General features: G+C 69.4%; 21 protein-coding genes and 3 pseudogenes. 17 read left to right on the forward strand and 7 right to left on the reverse strand.

Annotated features, from left to right (window positions below; translation table 11 throughout):
- On the reverse strand, positions 1-743 hold a 743-nt coding region (locus BS74_RS00200), incomplete at its 3' end, for a hypothetical protein (RefSeq protein ID WP_245606054.1).
- Positions 744-2,489: 1,746 nt separating this feature from the next.
- Here BS74_RS00200 and BS74_RS12875 point away from each other — a divergent pair.
- Together BS74_RS12875 and BS74_RS11545 are read left to right on the forward strand one after the other, a co-directional pair.
- Positions 2,490-3,113: a hypothetical protein gene (locus tag BS74_RS12875; protein WP_038055006.1), complete on the forward strand. Its 624-nt coding sequence runs from the start codon at positions 2,490-2,492 to the stop codon at positions 3,111-3,113.
- On the forward strand, positions 3,110-3,454 hold the full coding sequence (locus BS74_RS11545; RefSeq protein WP_081914534.1) for a hypothetical protein: 345 nt from the start codon (positions 3,110-3,112) through the stop codon (positions 3,452-3,454). The genes BS74_RS12875 and BS74_RS11545 overlap by 4 nt, the downstream gene beginning before the upstream one ends.
- 111 nt (positions 3,455-3,565) lie before the next feature.
- Here the strand turns inward: BS74_RS11545 and BS74_RS00215 are convergent.
- Positions 3,566-4,472, reverse strand: a pseudogene (locus BS74_RS00215) (transposase).
- Between the two features lie 200 nt (positions 4,473-4,672).
- Here BS74_RS00215 and BS74_RS00220 point away from each other — a divergent pair.
- From BS74_RS00220 to BS74_RS00230, 3 genes are all read left to right on the forward strand, one after another.
- Complete coding sequence (locus BS74_RS00220; protein ID WP_169335130.1) at positions 4,673-5,398, forward strand: class I SAM-dependent methyltransferase; 726 nt, start codon at positions 4,673-4,675, stop codon at positions 5,396-5,398.
- 241 nt (positions 5,399-5,639) lie between these two features.
- Positions 5,640-5,972: a DUF7718 family protein gene (locus BS74_RS00225; protein WP_176758230.1), complete on the forward strand. Its 333-nt coding sequence runs from the start codon at positions 5,640-5,642 to the stop codon at positions 5,970-5,972.
- Positions 5,966-6,235 carry a DUF5647 family protein gene (locus BS74_RS00230; protein WP_038055007.1) on the forward strand — a complete coding sequence of 90 codons (270 nt, stop codon included), beginning with the start codon at positions 5,966-5,968 and terminating at the stop codon, positions 6,233-6,235. The genes BS74_RS00225 and BS74_RS00230 overlap by 7 nt, the downstream gene beginning before the upstream one ends.
- Here the strand turns inward: BS74_RS00230 and BS74_RS00235 are convergent.
- A complete protein-coding gene (locus tag BS74_RS00235) occupies positions 6,232-6,444 on the reverse strand; it encodes a hypothetical protein (protein ID WP_223972149.1) in 213 nt (70 codons plus the stop codon). The genes BS74_RS00230 and BS74_RS00235 overlap by 4 nt on opposite strands.
- Positions 6,445-6,768: 324 nt before the next feature.
- Between BS74_RS00235 and BS74_RS00240 the strand changes: the two genes are divergently transcribed.
- Genes BS74_RS00240 through BS74_RS00250 form a run of 4 tightly spaced genes read left to right on the forward strand, consistent with a single transcriptional unit; the run spans position 6,769 to position 8,551 of the window.
- Complete coding sequence (locus tag BS74_RS00240; protein ID WP_003049650.1) at positions 6,769-7,221, forward strand: MerR family transcriptional regulator; 453 nt, start codon at positions 6,769-6,771, stop codon at positions 7,219-7,221.
- A gap of 9 nt (positions 7,222-7,230) precedes the next feature.
- Positions 7,231-8,103, forward strand: coding sequence for a hypothetical protein (locus BS74_RS12880; RefSeq protein ID WP_219228094.1), 873 nt, complete (start codon positions 7,231-7,233; stop codon positions 8,101-8,103).
- Positions 8,103-8,303 carry a hypothetical protein gene (locus BS74_RS12020; protein WP_126170917.1) on the forward strand — a complete coding sequence of 67 codons (201 nt, stop codon included), beginning with the start codon at positions 8,103-8,105 and terminating at the stop codon, positions 8,301-8,303. The genes BS74_RS12880 and BS74_RS12020 overlap by 1 nt, the downstream gene beginning before the upstream one ends.
- Before the next feature lie 8 nt (positions 8,304-8,311).
- On the forward strand, positions 8,312-8,551 hold the full coding sequence (locus tag BS74_RS00250; RefSeq protein ID WP_231623781.1) for a DUF2442 domain-containing protein: 240 nt from the start codon (positions 8,312-8,314) through the stop codon (positions 8,549-8,551).
- Positions 8,552-8,615: 64 nt separating this feature from the next.
- Here the strand turns inward: BS74_RS00250 and BS74_RS00255 are convergent, their stop codons facing one another.
- Positions 8,616-9,755 carry a hypothetical protein gene (locus BS74_RS00255; RefSeq protein ID WP_224065648.1) on the reverse strand — a complete coding sequence of 380 codons (1,140 nt, stop codon included), beginning with the start codon at positions 9,753-9,755 and terminating at the stop codon, positions 8,616-8,618.
- 1,748 nt (positions 9,756-11,503) lie between these two features.
- Between BS74_RS00255 and BS74_RS12885 the strand changes: the two genes are divergently transcribed.
- Entirely contained in the window at positions 11,504-12,127 is a 624-nt protein-coding gene (locus tag BS74_RS12885) for a hypothetical protein (protein ID WP_038055006.1), read from the forward strand.
- Entirely contained in the window at positions 12,124-12,468 is a 345-nt protein-coding gene (locus BS74_RS11550; protein WP_081914534.1) for a hypothetical protein, read from the forward strand. Before BS74_RS12885 ends, BS74_RS11550 begins: the two co-directional genes overlap by 4 nt.
- A gap of 111 nt (positions 12,469-12,579) precedes the next feature.
- On the opposite strand, the pseudogene BS74_RS00270 reads toward BS74_RS11550, so the two are convergent.
- Positions 12,580-13,486, reverse strand: a pseudogene (locus tag BS74_RS00270) (transposase).
- A gap of 200 nt (positions 13,487-13,686) precedes the next feature.
- On the opposite strand from BS74_RS00270, the gene BS74_RS00275 reads away from it, so the two are divergent.
- From BS74_RS00275 to BS74_RS00285, 3 genes are all read left to right on the forward strand, one after another.
- On the forward strand, positions 13,687-14,412 hold the full coding sequence (locus tag BS74_RS00275) for a class I SAM-dependent methyltransferase (protein ID WP_169335130.1): 726 nt from the start codon (positions 13,687-13,689) through the stop codon (positions 14,410-14,412).
- Positions 14,413-14,653: 241 nt separating this feature from the next.
- On the forward strand, positions 14,654-14,986 hold the full coding sequence (locus tag BS74_RS00280; protein WP_176758230.1) for a DUF7718 family protein: 333 nt from the start codon (positions 14,654-14,656) through the stop codon (positions 14,984-14,986).
- Complete coding sequence (locus tag BS74_RS00285) at positions 14,980-15,249, forward strand: DUF5647 family protein (protein ID WP_038055007.1); 270 nt, start codon at positions 14,980-14,982, stop codon at positions 15,247-15,249. The genes BS74_RS00280 and BS74_RS00285 overlap by 7 nt, the downstream gene beginning before the upstream one ends.
- Here BS74_RS00285 and BS74_RS00290 read toward each other — a convergent pair.
- Complete coding sequence (locus tag BS74_RS00290; protein ID WP_223972149.1) at positions 15,246-15,458, reverse strand: hypothetical protein; 213 nt, start codon at positions 15,456-15,458, stop codon at positions 15,246-15,248. The two genes, BS74_RS00285 and BS74_RS00290, sit on opposite strands and share 4 nt — an antisense overlap.
- Positions 15,459-15,782: 324 nt before the next feature.
- On the opposite strand from BS74_RS00290, the gene BS74_RS00295 reads away from it, so the two are divergent.
- Genes BS74_RS00295 through BS74_RS00305 form a run of 3 tightly spaced genes read left to right on the forward strand, consistent with a single transcriptional unit; the run spans position 15,783 to position 17,566 of the window.
- Positions 15,783-16,235, forward strand: coding sequence for a MerR family transcriptional regulator (locus BS74_RS00295; protein WP_003049650.1), 453 nt, complete (start codon positions 15,783-15,785; stop codon positions 16,233-16,235).
- Between the two features lie 9 nt (positions 16,236-16,244).
- Positions 16,245-17,318, forward strand: coding sequence for a hypothetical protein (locus tag BS74_RS12890; RefSeq protein WP_224065649.1), 1,074 nt, complete (start codon positions 16,245-16,247; stop codon positions 17,316-17,318).
- An 8-nt stretch (positions 17,319-17,326) separates the two neighbouring features.
- A complete protein-coding gene (locus BS74_RS00305; RefSeq protein WP_231623781.1) occupies positions 17,327-17,566 on the forward strand; it encodes a DUF2442 domain-containing protein in 240 nt (79 codons plus the stop codon).
- Positions 17,567-17,630: 64 nt separating this feature from the next.
- Here the strand turns inward: BS74_RS00305 and BS74_RS00310 are convergent.
- Positions 17,631-18,027: pseudogene (locus tag BS74_RS00310) on the reverse strand (hypothetical protein); the annotation flags it as partial.

Raw genomic sequence — 18,027 nt, forward strand, 5'->3', positions numbered from 1 at the left:
TCCAGCACCTCAGCATCCCCCTTTAGGGGTTTTTCTTTTGACTCTCTCAACGCTCGCCACGCGGTTCTCCCGCGCTCCACATCCCCCTCCAGGTCCCGCCACGGGTGGGCAAAGTCCTCCGCGTCCAACCGGGGCCTCCGGGTCCGGTGCGGCAAGCGCACCGCGTACAGGGTCCCCGCCGCGTACACCCCGCTCTTCCCCCGCAAGGTGGCCGCCGTCCGCCAGGCCGCCCGGGTGATGAGCCCCTTCTCCGTGAGCTCCCCCAAGGCCCGGTACAGGCTCGCCGAGGGGATCCCCAAGACGGCTATCAGGGCGTCGTTAGGCACAAAGAAGGTCAGCTGGCTCAGGCTCCGGGGAGGCCGCTTGCCCCCAAGGAGCCGCCGCAGCCACGCCACCCCAAGGGCCAGGAGGGTCCGGTAGACCTCGCGGGCCCGCTCGCTCAAGGGAGGCAGGGTGCCCTCCGCCTCGCCCCTCGCCAGGAGCCGGTCCGCCACCGCCAGGGGGCTTTGGGGCAACACCTCCGGCGGAGGGGGGGATTGGGCCAGCTCCGCCCGGGTGGGGATGGGCCCCTCCGGCAGGGAAGACAGGGCAGGGGGTGGGGGCAAGGTAGCCGCCACCGCCTCCGCCCCTTGGGGGTGCTCCTGCACCTCCTCAGGGGTCAGGGGCGCCTCGGGGAAGAAGCCCAAAAGCTGCTGGTAAATGGGGGGAACCTCCTCCCCACGCGCCCGCTTCCTGCGGGCCAAAGCCTCCAGGAAAGCCCGGCCCGCCGCCGAAATGCCTGCTTGAGCTTCTGGTTTTTGATATCCGCTTCCTCTAACTTCCTCCGGGGTCATAAACCCCTCCCTCTTTTCGCGTCGGGGACACCATTTCCCCGCGCACCTAACGGGTGCCTCTTGCCTTTCCCGCTGGGAGGGGGTAGCTTAGGAACAAGAGAACTCCCGCAAAAACCTTGTGTTTCTGCCCCCTCCTCAGGGGTAGCCTGCTTTTGGTCCTCGCGCGGCCCTGCCGCTTTGGGCCCCAGGGGGGCCCGGTCTACCCGTTGGGGGCTATTATACCGACCCCTTCCCAAAGGCAAGAGGGGATCCCCCGCGCACCCCGTGCAGACGCGGGCTTTCGGCACCGCTGGTGCAGGGAGAAAGTGCGGCGCACCACACGGCAAAAGGCAAAGCCCCCCGGGTTTCCCGGGGGGCTTCCTCACCTATCCCTACATCCCGTGTCCACAGCGCCCCTTACAGGGCGCACCGTTAGCCTCTGGCAGGCATCGGCACAAGGTCGCTACAAGCGATGCTCTTCGCGTTCTTCCGTCCTCGTCTTTTTTCCTCCTCCTTCGCACGGCAACCCGCCAGGGCGGTGTCTGCTGCCCGTGTGGTGGGCTCTACCCCCGGTTTTCGGCCTCGGGACGGCCGTGGCTGTCCCCGTGTGGCCGGGACACGCCCCCGATTTAGGGCCTCGGGATGGCCGTGGTTGGTCCACTCCGGGGGACCTCCCGGTGGCCTGGCCCCCACCAAGCACCAGGAATCCCCACACGCCTACCCAAACCGCTACGGGTCTTCCCTCCACCAGGTTTCCCTGGCTTCCACGGTACTCACCCGCTCCGTCCCTGCCGTTATCCCCGCTTATCCGGTCCTCGTTGAGCGGGTTTCCCCGCCTCCTAGACCGTTTTCCCGCGGCCACCGATGGGGTTCGCCACGCTCCCATCGGCGTACCAGCCCCTATGGGTTCAGGGCTGGAGGACACACCCCGGTGCGGCATTGCCGCCCGTGGGCACGGCAGGGTCGCCATTCCCGTCCACCGCGTTGTCAGACACCTAGCCCACCGGGTCCAGAAGCCTTGCCTACCCCGCCTATGGGCGGGATCCCCTTCAGGGTGCGTGGGTAAGGGCCGGAAAACCCTCACGCAGGGGGAGCTCGGCTCAGCCTCCTTCGTCCCTCGGTTCGAAGCCCTCATCAGGCCCCTTGGGCAGGCCCCCGTGTGGGGGCTCTTCGGTGTCGCCCTAGCCGTATAGCTGGAGCGTCCGGGTTTCGGCATGTACCCCTTCGGCGTCCAGCCACGACACTTGACCCATGACTCAGCACCCCTCGGGCCTGTGGCACCCTCGGAGCACCCATGGGCGGGCGCACCACCCCCTCGTGGTGCAGGGATCATCCCCTCCGACGGCGACGGCTGGCTCGTACGGTCGCCTTCCGTGTGAACCGACCACCAGATGCGTGGCGATAGGACGGTGCCTTTCACGGGGTCGCCCTCGATTCCGGCACCACCCCCGCCCCAAACCGGACGGGCCCAACTAGGGCATCCGGCTTTCCCCGGCCCAGGCGGGACGGGTGGGGAGGGGCACCTGGTGGGGGCCAGGCTCACGAGGTAGGTATAGCGGGGAGGGTCTTGATCCGACCCTTTTTACGTCCCCCCCTCCCCTCCCCCTTTTAGGTCTTCTTTCCCCTTCCCTACGGGAAAGGACAAGGCGGGAGTCTCCCCTTGCTACCCTCTCCCCCATGGGCCGCACCCCTTACCCCTGGCAAGGCCCGGTCTGGAAGGCCCTGCACCGAGCCTTGGCCCACCCGGGGAACCGCTACCGCTACGGCCTCCTCCTCCCCCCGGGGGAGAGGCCTCCCCGGGAGCGGGAGGGCCTGCGGGCCTTCCCTCTTCCCGAGGGAGGGTGGCTGGTCCTCTCCCGGGAGGCGAGGGTGGGGAACCTGGAGCTTCAGGACCTGGCCCAGCGCCCCTTGCGGGTGGGGCCTTTCCTCCTCACCTGGGGCGGGATGCGGCGGGACAAGACCCAGAGGGCCCGCTTCCTGGTCTCCCCCGCCTGGGTGCGGGAGCGGCAGAGGGAGATGGAGCGCCTGGTGGGGAGCTTCCGCTGGCCCCACGACCGGAAGCGGGTCAAGCCCCTGGTCCTGGCGGAGGCCCGCAGGCTCGTGGGCAGAACAAACGCCCTCACCCGGGAGGTGCGGGAGGCCGCCAAGGTGGGCTTCCTCCCCCCGGCCACCGCCAACCGCTGGGACAAGGCGGTGCGGAGGAGCCTGCGGAAGGCCCTCACCGGCCTCGGGCTCACCAAGGGGGAGATATCGGAACTTCTGGGGCGGGTGGTGCGGCTCAAGCAGAGGAGGGGGGAATGAGAAAGCAAGATGCCATCCACGCCCTGGGGCGGCTTTTGACGCTTTATTGGCCCCTCACGGACGAGGTGGGGCTTGGGGACCTCCTGCGCCCCTACCTCCCGGACAAACCCGCCTGGACCGAGGAGGAGATCACAGCGGCCCTGGCCCGCCTCCTGGCGGACGTGGTGGCGGAGGGGTGGGACCGGCACGGAGCCCCCAGCGTGGCCCGCCACCCCACGGAGGGTTTTGTGGCCTCCTTCGAGGGCCCCGGAGGCCCCTACACCGTGGAGGCCACCTCGAAGCGGGAGGCTTACCGGGAGGCCCGGCGGGAGTGGGTGTACCGGCTCCTCACCCGGTCGTGAAGCTTCACCGGGAAATCATACTGGAGGGGGGTCTATTACGGAATGAGAGGGGTGGGGAAGCGTAATGAACCCCGAAGGAAATACTTTTCCCGATTACCTTAACCCAAGTTGCTACCCAAGCATTTGTTGAGCCAAGAGATTTAGGTTGTGGGCCAAGATGAAGGAGAGCACCTTGATCACAAAACCCTCCTGGGTCACCGCATGGATGCGCCGCGGGAAGAGGGCATGGAGCATACTGCCCACCGTCTCCACCACCCCCTAGGTGTTTCCCTCACGGGAAAGCAGCCGCCCCACAATGGCCAGGTACTGCAACCAAGGCACATACCGCCGGCTGTTCCTTCTACGGATGACCATGGGCACAATCCCCCCCGCCTCCCGGAGGAGGTCTCCAAGGTAGCCCTTCGGGCTGACCATAGAAGTGGCTTTCGTACCCCCGGTCCAGGTAGAGCTCCGCCCCCTCGGGAAGGTCCAGGGGAAGAAGGAGCAAAGAGCTCAGATCATGTAGGCTTCCCGGGGTCAGGCTCACTTCATGGATAAACTTCCCGTCGTCCACCAGGAGGTGGAGCTTGGGGCCGTGGAAGTAGACCCGTTTGCTGGGGATGAAGCCGCGGTAGGCCTTGTCTGGGAAAAGGCGGGAGCGGGGGGCGCGGATATTCTCGCAGGCGGGGAGGGGGAAGGTGTCCAAGGCGTAGGCCTGGGCCTGGTGGAGGTTTTTCCAGGCCTGGGCTAGGAGGTGGGTCAGCCCCGAAGGGGCTATCTTGCGAAGGGGGAGGAAGAAGGGGTATAGGGCGTGGAGTCTGCGGTTGAAGCGACTTGGGGAGGGGACGTAGGTAAAGAGGCGCAGGTCTTTGGCGAGGGCCAGGGCCTTGTTGTGCTTGCCGCCCAGTTCCATGGCGGCCAGGATGGCGAGGGTCAGGATGGCGGAGGCTGGGGTCTTGGCTTGGGGGTCGTCCTTGTAGCCCAGGGCCTGGAGGGCATCGTCTATAATGCAAAAGGCCGCTATGATGCGCGACAGCATAGCGGCCACTATTTTTTCAGGCCTCGGGATAGGTAGCAACTTGGGTTAACATAGCACGGCGGGCGCCCGCTGTCCAGCGATCCATCTGGCGGTCCTTCCCGGACGGCGGGCGGTGCACTATAGTTTGGCCAAAGCTCCGGCACCGGGGCCGGTGCCGCGCCGCGGGGGGATGGCCGATGACGGGTGCACACTGGGACGCCGTGTTCGACGAGGATTACCTGTACTTCTACGAGACCTTCTTGCACGACGAGCGCAACGAGAAGGAGGCCGAGCTCATCGCCCGGCTCCTCGACCTCGGTCCGGGGGCGGATGTGCTGGATGTGCCTTGCGGGCACGGCCGCATCGCCGTGCGCCTGGCGCGCCGAGGCTGCCGCGTGACCGGCCTCGACGCCAGCCCGCTGTTCCTGGAGCGGGCCCGCCAGGCCGCGGCGGCCGCGGGCGTCGGCGTCGAGTGGGTCCACGGCGACATGCGGGCCCTGCCGTTCGGGCGAGACTTCGACGCCGTGGTCAACTGGTTCACCTCCTTCGGCTACTTCGACGACGAGGAGAACCGCCGCGTGCTGGCGGAGTTCCGGCGCGTGCTGCGGCCCGGCGGCCGGCTGCTGATCGAGACGGTCCACCGCGACCGGATCCTGCGCAGCCTGCCGCCCGGCGAGCCGGTGCGCTTCGACGTGGTCCGCCGGGGCGACGACCTGATGATCGACCGCACCGGGTACGAACCGCTCACCGGGCGCGTGCAGACCGACCGCACCATCGTCCGGGACGGGCGTGTGCGCCGGTTCGCGTACGGGCTGCGGCTGTATACGCCGGTGGAGCTGCGGGACGAGCTGCTGCGGGCCGGGTTCGCCCGCGTCGAGCTGCTGGGCGACGAGGGCGGACCACTCACGCTCGACAGCCGGCGGCTGCTCGCCGTCGCGCAGGCGTGAGCGGGGCAACTACAACGTGCCCTAGCAGCGGGGCGGGGAGTAGGATCCCCCACCTCTTCCCGAAAGCCACCTTTCGCGCATGGAAAGGGGCCCCGCAGGGACAAACCCTGCGGGGTTTATGCGCTTTAGACGGGTAATGAGCGCATAAAGGCGGCAGAAGGAGGGGGCCACGAAGGCCCCTCTCGGGGGTGCATAAAGGCTAAACCCAAGCCTCACGGCACCGGGGGGTAGGGTAGAACCCATGAAGGGCTTCGACCGGGAGGAGTACCTGGAGGAGTACGGCCCCGTGCGCTTGCGCACCACCTTCTACCGCCGGGGAACTCGGATGGGGGACTGGGGGGTGCAGCTGGAGTGGGAGGACCCCGAGGAGGGCTGGGTCTGGGTGGCCCGGTACGACAGCGCAGGGGGAAAGCCCCATCGAGACCGGAACCGTATCGCCCAGCACGAGGCCCTGCCCTTGCCCCCAGATCCCGCCGAGGCCCTGAAAGCGGCCCAGGAGGACCTGCGGGCCCACCTGGAGGAGTACATTGAGGCGTATCGGGCCGCGAAGGCCCAGGGGAGGCAAGGATGGTGAGCTTACCGGAGGCCGCCAAGCGGGCCATGCAGGCGGGGGCAGAGGTGTCCCGCTTCCTCTACGCCCACCCTGAGATCACGGCCCGCTTGCCCCAAAGCTACCGCCTGGTGGTCCTTCTCCTGGACGATCCCGAGGCCCTGGGCTGGGCCTTGGGCCAAGGGAAGGCGGCGGAAGGACCTGTGATCTATGCCCTGGTCCGGGAGGGTCGGGTGGAAGGCCTCCTGACCCCAGAGGGACCGGTGGCCTTGGGGCGGGCGGCCTAGCCCCGCCCCGCAGGACCCAGGGGCACCACCAGGCGCAGCCAGCGCCGACCCCTTTCGTCCACCCCGGAGAGGAGGCGCAAGGGCCGGCCCGGGAGGTGCCGGGCCACCACCGCCTCCAGCTCCCGGGCCAGGGCCTCCCGCCTCTCCGGGGGCAGCTCGGGGGTCTCCAGGAGGAGCTCCACGGTGTCCCGCTCCAGGTTCCGGTCCACGGCTTCACCTCGGGAGGACATCCTACGCTTGCCCCTCGGGAAAGGGGTGTTTTCCGGGCTCTAAGGCCCCAAGAAGGCCCGGGGGGAAGGGGGGCAAGGGGAACCCCTAGGGAACCTGACCCCCGGCCTTCTAGGCCCCTTACAAGGGCGTTGAGGGCCCTTTAGGGAAGGTGTGCCCGGCCCCAAAGGGCTTTTGGCCCGGGCAAAGGGGGGTGAGCACCCCCCCGCTCAGCGCTCAGCGCCTTTCCCGAGCGGTGAGCGTTCAGGCAATCGAAGGGATGGCTGGGCGAGCGCTCACCCCGTCAGGCGGGGTATCCTGGCCCCGTGGACCCCACCCTTTACGCGCCCTGGCAGGCGGCCCGGATCCTGGGGGTCTCCCCCGCCACCCTGCGGCGCATGGCGGCCCTGGTGGAGGAGGTCCTGCACCCCCTTCCCAGGGATGCGGGCGGGGGGCGGCTTTGGCCCGAGGGGGTGCTGGGCCTCCTGGCGGAGGCCCGGGGGCGGGCCAAGGCGGAGGGCATCCCCCTGCGGGAAGCCCTCCTGCAGGTCAAGGAGGCGTCGGGGGCGGAAGGGGCCTTCCCCCCACCCCCGCCCCTCGCCACCCAAGCTTCTGGGGAGGAGGCCCTGGCCCTCCTCCGGGCCCTCCTGGAGCGCCTGGAGCGGGTGGAGGGGGAGCTTGCCGCCCTGAGGGCAGAGAACCAGGCCCTGCGGGAGAGCCTGAAGGCCCTGGAGGCCCCCAGGCCCCGGCGGCCCTGGTGGGCCTTCTGGCGGCGGTAGGGGCCTAGGATGGAAGGGATGGCGGAGCCCGTGGAGGCCCAGGAAGCCCTCCCCGCGGGGGAGGAAGGGACGAGGGAAGGCGTGGGGGAGGAGCGGCGGGAGAAGCGCCCCCCGCACCCGCCCCACCAGGCGGTCCTCTTCCTCCCCGGCGTCCTGAGGGAGGGCCTCTTCCACGCGGAGAGGCTCCCCCGGGGGGTGCCGGTGGCCCTGGGGGGCAAGGCCCTCAAGGACCCCCAGGGGGAGGCGGGGGAGGGCGTCTTCGCCCTCTGGCCCCGCACCGACGAGGGGGGAAGGATCCTCTCCCTCCAGGTGGCCAGCCGCCTAAGGGAGCCCTACGAGGGGCCCCAGGCCGTGGTCCAGGGGGTCCTCCTCTACGCCGACCGGGAAAGGCTGGTCCTCCTCATCCTCCCCAAGGGGGGCGAGGGCTTCAAAGTGGGCCTCAAGCGGGCCCGGGGCTTCGCCGCCCGCCTGGAGCCCAAGAAGGCCTACCGGGTGGAGGGGAGGCTGGGCGGCCCCTACCTCCTGGCGGAAAGGGCCTGGCCCTTGGGCAAGTACCTCCAGGCCAAGAAGGAGGGCCAGCCCCTCCCGCCCCCCATCCAGGGCCGGGAGAACCCCTACCTGGAGCCCGAGAAGGGAAGGGCCAAGCGGGAAGAGGGGGGAGAAGAGGCCCCTCCCGCCAAGGAGCCCCCCAGGCCCTCCCCGGCCCCCTCGGGGGGAAAGGCCATACCGGAGAAGGGGCGGGAGAAGCCGTCCCAGCCCCCCAAGGGGAGGAAGCCCCTCCCCCGCCGGGACCCGGTGCGGGTGTGGCGGGCCCCGGAGGAGCCCCCTGACCCCGCCCCCCCGGACCTGGGGAGGCCCCGGCCCTGGGCAAGGGGCAGCTGATGGGGATCGCGGGGACGGGGCCTTACTACCTGGTCCTCCTGCCCCAGGCGGTGCCCGAGTGGTGGCCGAAGGTGGAAAGGCTCCTCCCCGAGTTCCCCCGGCGCTACGAGGTGCGCTTCTACCCCGACGGGAGCAGGGCGGTGGTCAGCGGGGACCTGGAGGCCCTGAAGGTGTGGTACAAGCGGGTGCTCAGGGGGTGAGGGGGAGGGTGTGGCCCGAAGTGGTGGAGGTCTGCCCCCTGGAGGGCCTCTCCCTCTGGCTCCGCTTCTCCGACGGGAGGGAAGGGGTGGTTGACCTGAGCGGCTTGCCCCTCCTCGGGATCCTGGAAAGGCTCAAGGACCCTGCCTTCTTCCACCAGGTGGGGGTCGACCCGGAGACGGGCACGGCGGCCTGGCCCGGGGGGATCGACCTGGACCCCCTGGTCCTCTTGGGGGCCCTTGGCCCCTAATGAACCGCTACAGCCTGGCCACGGGAGCCCCTCCTCCAGAAGTGGCGGAAGGCCCTGAGACCGCCTAGGCCACCCGCCACTGGGGAGCCTGGCGGAGGAGGGGGAGGAGGCCCTGCTGGTTGAGGAGGTGGGCCAGGAGGGCACCGGGTCTGCGGATGCCCTCCTTGCGGGAGCTCATGAGGGAGGCGGCCAGGGCCTCGCGGACCCGGTTGATGGCCCACGCCACGAGGGCCAGGGCTCCTTCCCACATGCCGTAGATTTCGGCCCTGAGGGCGTTCCAGAGGACCCAGGCGTAGAAGCGGACGCTGCCAGGATCCTTGAACTCCTTAGCGAGGCCGAGGGCGAGCTCTTCCACCTGGCGGCGGCGGTCGGCAGGTTTGGCGCGGAGGAGGGCGGTGAGAGAGTCTATACCTAACGGGGTTTTTTGCCTGGGGGGGGATAACGAGAAATCCAAGAGAAACTCCAGCACCTCAGCATCCCCCTTTAGGGGTTTTTCTTTTGACTCTCTCAACGCTCGCCACGCGGTTCTCCCGCGCTCCACATCCCCCTCCAGGTCCCGCCACGGGTGGGCAAAGTCCTCCGCGTCCAACCGGGGCCTCCGGGTCCGGTGCGGCAAGCGCACCGCGTACAGGGTCCCCGCCGCGTACACCCCGCTCTTCCCCCGCAAGGTGGCCGCCGTCCGCCAGGCCGCCCGGGTGATGAGCCCCTTCTCCGTGAGCTCCCCCAAGGCCCGGTACAGGCTCGCCGAGGGGATCCCCAAGACGGCTATCAGGGCGTCGTTAGGCACAAAGAAGGTCAGCTGGCTCAGGCTCCGGGGAGGCCGCTTGCCCCCAAGGAGCCGCCGCAGCCACGCCACCCCAAGGGCCAGGAGGGTCCGGTAGACCTCGCGGGCCCGCTCGCTCAAGGGAGGCAGGGTGCCCTCCGCCTCGCCCCTCGCCAGGAGCCGGTCCGCCACCGCCAGGGGGCTTTGGGGCAACACCTCCGGCGGAGGGGGGGATTGGGCCAGCTCCGCCCGGGTGGGGATGGGCCCCTCCGGCAGGGAAGACAGGGCAGGGGGTGGGGGCAAGGTAGCCGCCACCGCCTCCGCCCCTTGGGGGTGCTCCTGCACCTCCTCAGGGGTCAGGGGCGCCTCGGGGAAGAAGCCCAAAAGCTGCTGGTAAATGGGGGGAACCTCCTCCCCACGCGCCCGCTTCCTGCGGGCCAAAGCCTCCAGGAAAGCCCGGCCCGCCGCCGAAATGCCTGCTTGAGCTTCTGGTTTTTGATATCCGCTTCCTCTAACTTCCTCCGGGGTCATAAACCCCTCCCTCTTTTCGCGTCGGGGACACCATTTCCCCGCGCACCTAACGGGTGCCTCTTGCCTTTCCCGCTGGGAGGGGGTAGCTTAGGAACAAGAGAACTCCCGCAAAAACCTTGTGTTTCTGCCCCCTCCTCAGGGGTAGCCTGCTTTTGGTCCTCGCGCGGCCCTGCCGCTTTGGGCCCCAGGGGGGCCCGGTCTACCCGTTGGGGGCTATTATACCGACCCCTTCCCAAAGGCAAGAGGGGATCCCCCGCGCACCCCGTGCAGACGCGGGCTTTCGGCACCGCTGGTGCAGGGAGAAAGTGCGGCGCACCACACGGCAAAAGGCAAAGCCCCCCGGGTTTCCCGGGGGGCTTCCTCACCTATCCCTACATCCCGTGTCCACAGCGCCCCTTACAGGGCGCACCGTTAGCCTCTGGCAGGCATCGGCACAAGGTCGCTACAAGCGATGCTCTTCGCGTTCTTCCGTCCTCGTCTTTTTTCCTCCTCCTTCGCACGGCAACCCGCCAGGGCGGTGTCTGCTGCCCGTGTGGTGGGCTCTACCCCCGGTTTTCGGCCTCGGGACGGCCGTGGCTGTCCCCGTGTGGCCGGGACACGCCCCCGATTTAGGGCCTCGGGATGGCCGTGGTTGGTCCACTCCGGGGGACCTCCCGGTGGCCTGGCCCCCACCAAGCACCAGGAATCCCCACACGCCTACCCAAACCGCTACGGGTCTTCCCTCCACCAGGTTTCCCTGGCTTCCACGGTACTCACCCGCTCCGTCCCTGCCGTTATCCCCGCTTATCCGGTCCTCGTTGAGCGGGTTTCCCCGCCTCCTAGACCGTTTTCCCGCGGCCACCGATGGGGTTCGCCACGCTCCCATCGGCGTACCAGCCCCTATGGGTTCAGGGCTGGAGGACACACCCCGGTGCGGCATTGCCGCCCGTGGGCACGGCAGGGTCGCCATTCCCGTCCACCGCGTTGTCAGACACCTAGCCCACCGGGTCCAGAAGCCTTGCCTACCCCGCCTATGGGCGGGATCCCCTTCAGGGTGCGTGGGTAAGGGCCGGAAAACCCTCACGCAGGGGGAGCTCGGCTCAGCCTCCTTCGTCCCTCGGTTCGAAGCCCTCATCAGGCCCCTTGGGCAGGCCCCCGTGTGGGGGCTCTTCGGTGTCGCCCTAGCCGTATAGCTGGAGCGTCCGGGTTTCGGCATGTACCCCTTCGGCGTCCAGCCACGACACTTGACCCATGACTCAGCACCCCTCGGGCCTGTGGCACCCTCGGAGCACCCATGGGCGGGCGCACCACCCCCTCGTGGTGCAGGGATCATCCCCTCCGACGGCGACGGCTGGCTCGTACGGTCGCCTTCCGTGTGAACCGACCACCAGATGCGTGGCGATAGGACGGTGCCTTTCACGGGGTCGCCCTCGATTCCGGCACCACCCCCGCCCCAAACCGGACGGGCCCAACTAGGGCATCCGGCTTTCCCCGGCCCAGGCGGGACGGGTGGGGAGGGGCACCTGGTGGGGGCCAGGCTCACGAGGTAGGTATAGCGGGGAGGGTCTTGATCCGACCCTTTTTACGTCCCCCCCCTCCCCTCCCCCCTTTTAGGTCTTCTTTCCCCTTCCCTACGGGAAAGGACAAGGCGGGAGTCTCCCCTTGCTACCCTCTCCCCCATGGGCCGCACCCCTTACCCCTGGCAAGGCCCGGTCTGGAAGGCCCTGCACCGAGCCTTGGCCCACCCGGGGAACCGCTACCGCTACGGCCTCCTCCTCCCCCCGGGGGAGAGGCCTCCCCGGGAGCGGGAGGGCCTGCGGGCCTTCCCTCTTCCCGAGGGAGGGTGGCTGGTCCTCTCCCGGGAGGCGAGGGTGGGGAACCTGGAGCTTCAGGACCTGGCCCAGCGCCCCTTGCGGGTGGGGCCTTTCCTCCTCACCTGGGGCGGGATGCGGCGGGACAAGACCCAGAGGGCCCGCTTCCTGGTCTCCCCCGCCTGGGTGCGGGAGCGGCAGAGGGAGATGGAGCGCCTGGTGGGGAGCTTCCGCTGGCCCCACGACCGGAAGCGGGTCAAGCCCCTGGTCCTGGCGGAGGCCCGCAGGCTCGTGGGCAGAACAAACGCCCTCACCCGGGAGGTGCGGGAGGCCGCCAAGGTGGGCTTCCTCCCCCCGGCCACCGCCAACCGCTGGGACAAGGCGGTGCGGAGGAGCCTGCGGAAGGCCCTCACCGGCCTCGGGCTCACCAAGGGGGAGATATCGGAACTTCTGGGGCGGGTGGTGCGGCTCAAGCAGAGGAGGGGGGAATGAGAAAGCAAGATGCCATCCACGCCCTGGGGCGGCTTTTGACGCTTTATTGGCCCCTCACGGACGAGGTGGGGCTTGGGGACCTCCTGCGCCCCTACCTCCCGGACAAACCCGCCTGGACCGAGGAGGAGATCACAGCGGCCCTGGCCCGCCTCCTGGCGGACGTGGTGGCGGAGGGGTGGGACCGGCACGGAGCCCCCAGCGTGGCCCGCCACCCCACGGAGGGTTTTGTGGCCTCCTTCGAGGGCCCCGGAGGCCCCTACACCGTGGAGGCCACCTCGAAGCGGGAGGCTTACCGGGAGGCCCGGCGGGAGTGGGTGTACCGGCTCCTCACCCGGTCGTGAAGCTTCACCGGGAAATCATACTGGAGGGGGGTCTATTACGGAATGAGAGGGGTGGGGAAGCGTAATGAACCCCGAAGGAAATACTTTTCCCGATTACCTTAACCCAAGTTGCTACCCAAGCATTTGTTGAGCCAAGAGATTTAGGTTGTGGGCCAAGATGAAGGAGAGCACCTTGATCACAAAACCCTCCTGGGTCACCGCATGGATGCGCCGCGGGAAGAGGGCATGGAGCATACTGCCCACCGTCTCCACCACCCCCTAGGTGTTTCCCTCACGGGAAAGCAGCCGCCCCACAATGGCCAGGTACTGCAACCAAGGCACATACCGCCGGCTGTTCCTTCTACGGATGACCATGGGCACAATCCCCCCCGCCTCCCGGAGGAGGTCTCCAAGGTAGCCCTTCGGGCTGACCATAGAAGTGGCTTTCGTACCCCCGGTCCAGGTAGAGCTCCGCCCCCTCGGGAAGGTCCAGGGGAAGAAGGAGCAAAGAGCTCAGATCATGTAGGCTTCCCGGGGTCAGGCTCACTTCATGGATAAACTTCCCGTCGTCCACCAGGAGGTGGAGCTTGGGGCCGTGGAAGTAGACCCGTTTGCTGGGGATGAAGCCGCGGTAGGCCTTGTCTGGGAAAAGGCGGGAGCGGGGGGCGCGGATATTCTCGCAGGCGGGGAGGGGGAAGGTGTCCAAGGCGTAGGCCTGGGCCTGGTGGAGGTTTTTCCAGGCCTGGGCTAGGAGGTGGGTCAGCCCCGAAGGGGCTATCTTGCGAAGGGGGAGGAAGAAGGGGTATAGGGCGTGGAGTCTGCGGTTGAAGCGACTTGGGGAGGGGACGTAGGTAAAGAGGCGCAGGTCTTTGGCGAGGGCCAGGGCCTTGTTGTGCTTGCCGCCCAGTTCCATGGCGGCCAGGATGGCGAGGGTCAGGATGGCGGAGGCTGGGGTCTTGGCTTGGGGGTCGTCCTTGTAGCCCAGGGCCTGGAGGGCATCGTCTATAATGCAAAAGGCCGCTATGATGCGCGACAGCATAGCGGCCACTATTTTTTCAGGCCTCGGGATAGGTAGCAACTTGGGTTAACATAGCACGGCGGGCGCCCGCTGTCCAGCGATCCATCTGGCGGTCCTTCCCGGACGGCGGGCGGTGCACTATAGTTTGGCCAAAGCTCCGGCACCGGGGCCGGTGCCGCGCCGCGGGGGGATGGCCGATGACGGGTGCACACTGGGACGCCGTGTTCGACGAGGATTACCTGTACTTCTACGAGACCTTCTTGCACGACGAGCGCAACGAGAAGGAGGCCGAGCTCATCGCCCGGCTCCTCGACCTCGGTCCGGGGGCGGATGTGCTGGATGTGCCTTGCGGGCACGGCCGCATCGCCGTGCGCCTGGCGCGCCGAGGCTGCCGCGTGACCGGCCTCGACGCCAGCCCGCTGTTCCTGGAGCGGGCCCGCCAGGCCGCGGCGGCCGCGGGCGTCGGCGTCGAGTGGGTCCACGGCGACATGCGGGCCCTGCCGTTCGGGCGAGACTTCGACGCCGTGGTCAACTGGTTCACCTCCTTCGGCTACTTCGACGACGAGGAGAACCGCCGCGTGCTGGCGGAGTTCCGGCGCGTGCTGCGGCCCGGCGGCCGGCTGCTGATCGAGACGGTCCACCGCGACCGGATCCTGCGCAGCCTGCCGCCCGGCGAGCCGGTGCGCTTCGACGTGGTCCGCCGGGGCGACGACCTGATGATCGACCGCACCGGGTACGAACCGCTCACCGGGCGCGTGCAGACCGACCGCACCATCGTCCGGGACGGGCGTGTGCGCCGGTTCGCGTACGGGCTGCGGCTGTATACGCCGGTGGAGCTGCGGGACGAGCTGCTGCGGGCCGGGTTCGCCCGCGTCGAGCTGCTGGGCGACGAGGGCGGACCACTCACGCTCGACAGCCGGCGGCTGCTCGCCGTCGCGCAGGCGTGAGCGGGGCAACTACAACGTGCCCTAGCAGCGGGGCGGGGAGTAGGATCCCCCACCTCTTCCCGAAAGCCACCTTTCGCGCATGGAAAGGGGCCCCGCAGGGACAAACCCTGCGGGGTTTATGCGCTTTAGACGGGTAATGAGCGCATAAAGGCGGCAGAAGGAGGGGGCCACGAAGGCCCCTCTCGGGGGTGCATAAAGGCTAAACCCAAGCCTCACGGCACCGGGGGGTAGGGTAGAACCCATGAAGGGCTTCGACCGGGAGGAGTACCTGGAGGAGTACGGCCCCGTGCGCTTGCGCACCACCTTCTACCGCCGGGGAACTCGGATGGGGGACTGGGGGGTGCAGCTGGAGTGGGAGGACCCCGAGGAGGGCTGGGTCTGGGTGGCCCGGTACGACAGCGCAGGGGGAAAGCCCCATCGAGACCGGAACCGTATCGCCCAGCACGAGGCCCTGCCCTTGCCCCCAGATCCCGCCGAGGCCCTGAAAGCGGCCCAGGAGGACCTGCGGGCCCACCTGGAGGAGTACATTGAGGCGTATCGGGCCGCGAAGGCCCAGGGGAGGCAAGGATGGTGAGCTTACCGGAGGCCGCCAAGCGGGCCATGCAGGCGGGGGCAGAGGTGTCCCGCTTCCTCTACGCCCACCCTGAGATCACGGCCCGCTTGCCCCAAAGCTACCGCCTGGTGGTCCTTCTCCTGGACGATCCCGAGGCCCTGGGCTGGGCCTTGGGCCAAGGGAAGGCGGCGGAAGGACCTGTGATCTATGCCCTGGTCCGGGAGGGTCGGGTGGAAGGCCTCCTGACCCCAGAGGGACCGGTGGCCTTGGGGCGGGCGGCCTAGCCCCGCCCCGCAGGACCCAGGGGCACCACCAGGCGCAGCCAGCGCCGACCCCTTTCGTCCACCCCGGAGAGGAGGCGCAAGGGCCGGCCCGGGAGGTGCCGGGCCACCACCGCCTCCAGCTCCCGGGCCAGGGCCTCCCGCCTCTCCGGGGGCAGCTCGGGGGTCTCCAGGAGGAGCTCCACGGTGTCCCGCTCCAGGTTCCGGTCCACGGCTTCACCTCGGGAGGACATCCTACGCTTGCCCCTCGGGAAAGGGGTGTTTTCCGGGCTCTAAGGCCCCAAGAAGGCCCGGGGGGAAGGGGGGCAAGGGGAACCCCTAGGGAACCTGACCCCCGGCCTTCTAGGCCCCTTACAAGGGCGTTGAGGGCCCTTTAGGGAAGGTGTGCCCGGCCCCAAAGGGCTTTTGGCCCGGGCAAAGGGGGGTGAGCACCCCCCCGCTCAGCGCTCAGCGCCTTTCCCGAGCGGTGAGCGTTCAGGCAATCGAAGGGATGGCTGGGCGAGCGCTCACCCCGTCAGGCGGGGTATCCTGGCCCCGTGGACCCCACCCTTTACGCGCCCTGGCAGGCGGCCCGGATCCTGGGGGTCTCCCCCGCCACCCTGCGGCGCATGGCGGCCCTGGTGGAGGAGGTCCTGCACCCCCTTCCCAGGGATGCGGGCGGGGGGCGGCTTTGGCCCGAGGGGGTGCTGGGCCTCCTGGCGGAGGCCCGGGGGCGGGCCAAGGCGGAGGGCATCCCCCTGCGGGAAGCCCTCCTGCAGGTCAAGGAGGCGTCGGGGGCGGAAGGGGCCTTCCCCCCACCCCCGCCCCTCGCCACCCAAGCTTCTGGGGAGGAGGCCCTGGCCCTCCTCCGGGCCCTCCTGGAGCGCCTGGAGCGGGTGGAGGGGGAGCTTGCCGCCCTGAGGGCAGAGAACCAGGCCCTGCGGGAGAGCCTGAAGGCCCTGGAGGCCCCCAGGCCCCGGCGGCCCTGGTGGGCCTTCTGGCGGCGGTAGGGGCCTAGGATGGAAGGGATGGCGGAGCCCGTGGAGGCCCAGGAAGCCCTCCCCGCGGGGGAGGAAGGGACGAGGGAAGGCGTGGGGGAGGAGCGGCGGGAGAAGCGCCCCCCGCACCCGCCCCACCAGGCGGTCCTCTTCCTCCCCGGCGTCCTGAGGGAGGGCCTCTTCCACGCGGAGAGGCTCCCCCGGGGGGTGCCGGTGGCCCTGGGGGGCAAGGCCCTCAAGGACCCCCAGGGGGAGGCGGGGGAGGGCGTCTTCGCCCTCTGGCCCCGCACCGACGAGGGGGGAAGGATCCTCTCCCTCCAGGTGGCCAGCCGCCTAAGGGAGCCCTACGAGGGGCCCCAGGCCGTGGTCCAGGGGGTCCTCCTCTACGCCGACCGGGAAAGGCTGGTCCTCCTCATCCTCCCCAAGGGGGGCGAGGGCTTCAAAGTGGGCCTCAAGCGGGCCCGGGGCTTCGCCGCCCGCCTGGAGCCCAAGAAGGCCTACCGGGTGGAGGGGAGGCTGGGCGGCCCCTACCTCCTGGCGGAAAGGGCCTGGCCCTTGGGCAAGTACCTCCAGGCCAAGAAGGAGGGCCAGCCCCTCCCGCCCCCCATCCAGGGCCGGGAGAACCCCTACCTGGAGCCCGAGAAGGGAAGGGCCAAGCGGGAAGAGGGGGGAGAAGAGGCCCCTCCCGCCAAGGAGCCCCCCAGGCCCTCCCCGGCCCCCTCGGGGGGAAAGGCCATACCGGAGAAGGGGCGGGAGAAGCCGTCCCAGCCCCCCAAGGGGAGGAAGCCCCTCCCCCGCCGGGACCCGGTGCGGGTGTGGCGGGCCCCGGAGGAGCCCCCTGACCCCGCCCCCCCGGACCTGGGGAGGCCCCCGGCCCTGGGCAAGGGGCAGCTGATGGGGATCGCGGGGACGGGGCCTTACTACCTGGTCCTCCTGCCCCAGGCGGTGCCCGAGTGGTGGCCGAAGGTGGAAAGGCTCCTCCCCGAGTTCCCCCGGCGCTACGAGGTGCGCTTCTACCCCGACGGGAGCAGGGCGGTGGTCAGCGGGGACCTGGAGGCCCTGAAGGTGTGGTACAAGCGGGTGCTCAGGGGGTGAGGGGGAGGGTGTGGCCCGAAGTGGTGGAGGTCTGCCCCCTGGAGGGCCTCTCCCTCTGGCTCCGCTTCTCCGACGGGAGGGAAGGGGTGGTTGACCTGAGCGGCTTGCCCCTCCTCGGGATCCTGGAAAGGCTCAAGGACCCTGCCTTCTTCCACCAGGTGGGGGTCGACCCGGAGACGGGCACGGCGGCCTGGCCCGGGGGGATCGACCTGGACCCCCTGGTCCTCTTGGGGGCCCTTGGCCCCTAATGAACCGCTACAGCCTGGCCACGGGAGCCCCTCCTCCAGAAGTGGCGGAAGGCCCTGAGACCGCCTAGGCCACCCGCCACTGGGGAGCCTGGCGGAGGAGGGGGAGGAGGCCCTGCTGGTTGAGGAGGTGGGCCAGGAGGGCACCGGGTCTGCGGATGCCCTCCTTGCGGGAGCTCATGAGGGAGGCGGCCAGGGCCTCGCGGACCCGGTTGATGGCCCACGCCACGAGGGCCAGGGCTCCTTCCCACATGCCGTAGATTTCGGCCCTGAGGGCGTTCCAGAGGACCCAGGCGTAGAAGCGGACGCTGCCAGGATCCTTGAACTCCTTAGCGAGGCCGAGGGCGAGCTCTTCCACCTGGCGGCGGCGGTCGGCAGGTTTGGCGCGGAGGAGGGCGGTGAGAGAGTCTATACCTAACGGGGTTTTTGCCCTGGGGGGGGATAACGAGAAATCCAAGAGAAAC

The sequence above is a fragment of the Thermus amyloliquefaciens genome, from assembly GCF_000744885.1.
In the GTDB taxonomy this organism is placed as follows: Bacteria; Deinococcota; Deinococci; order Deinococcales; family Thermaceae; genus Thermus; species Thermus amyloliquefaciens.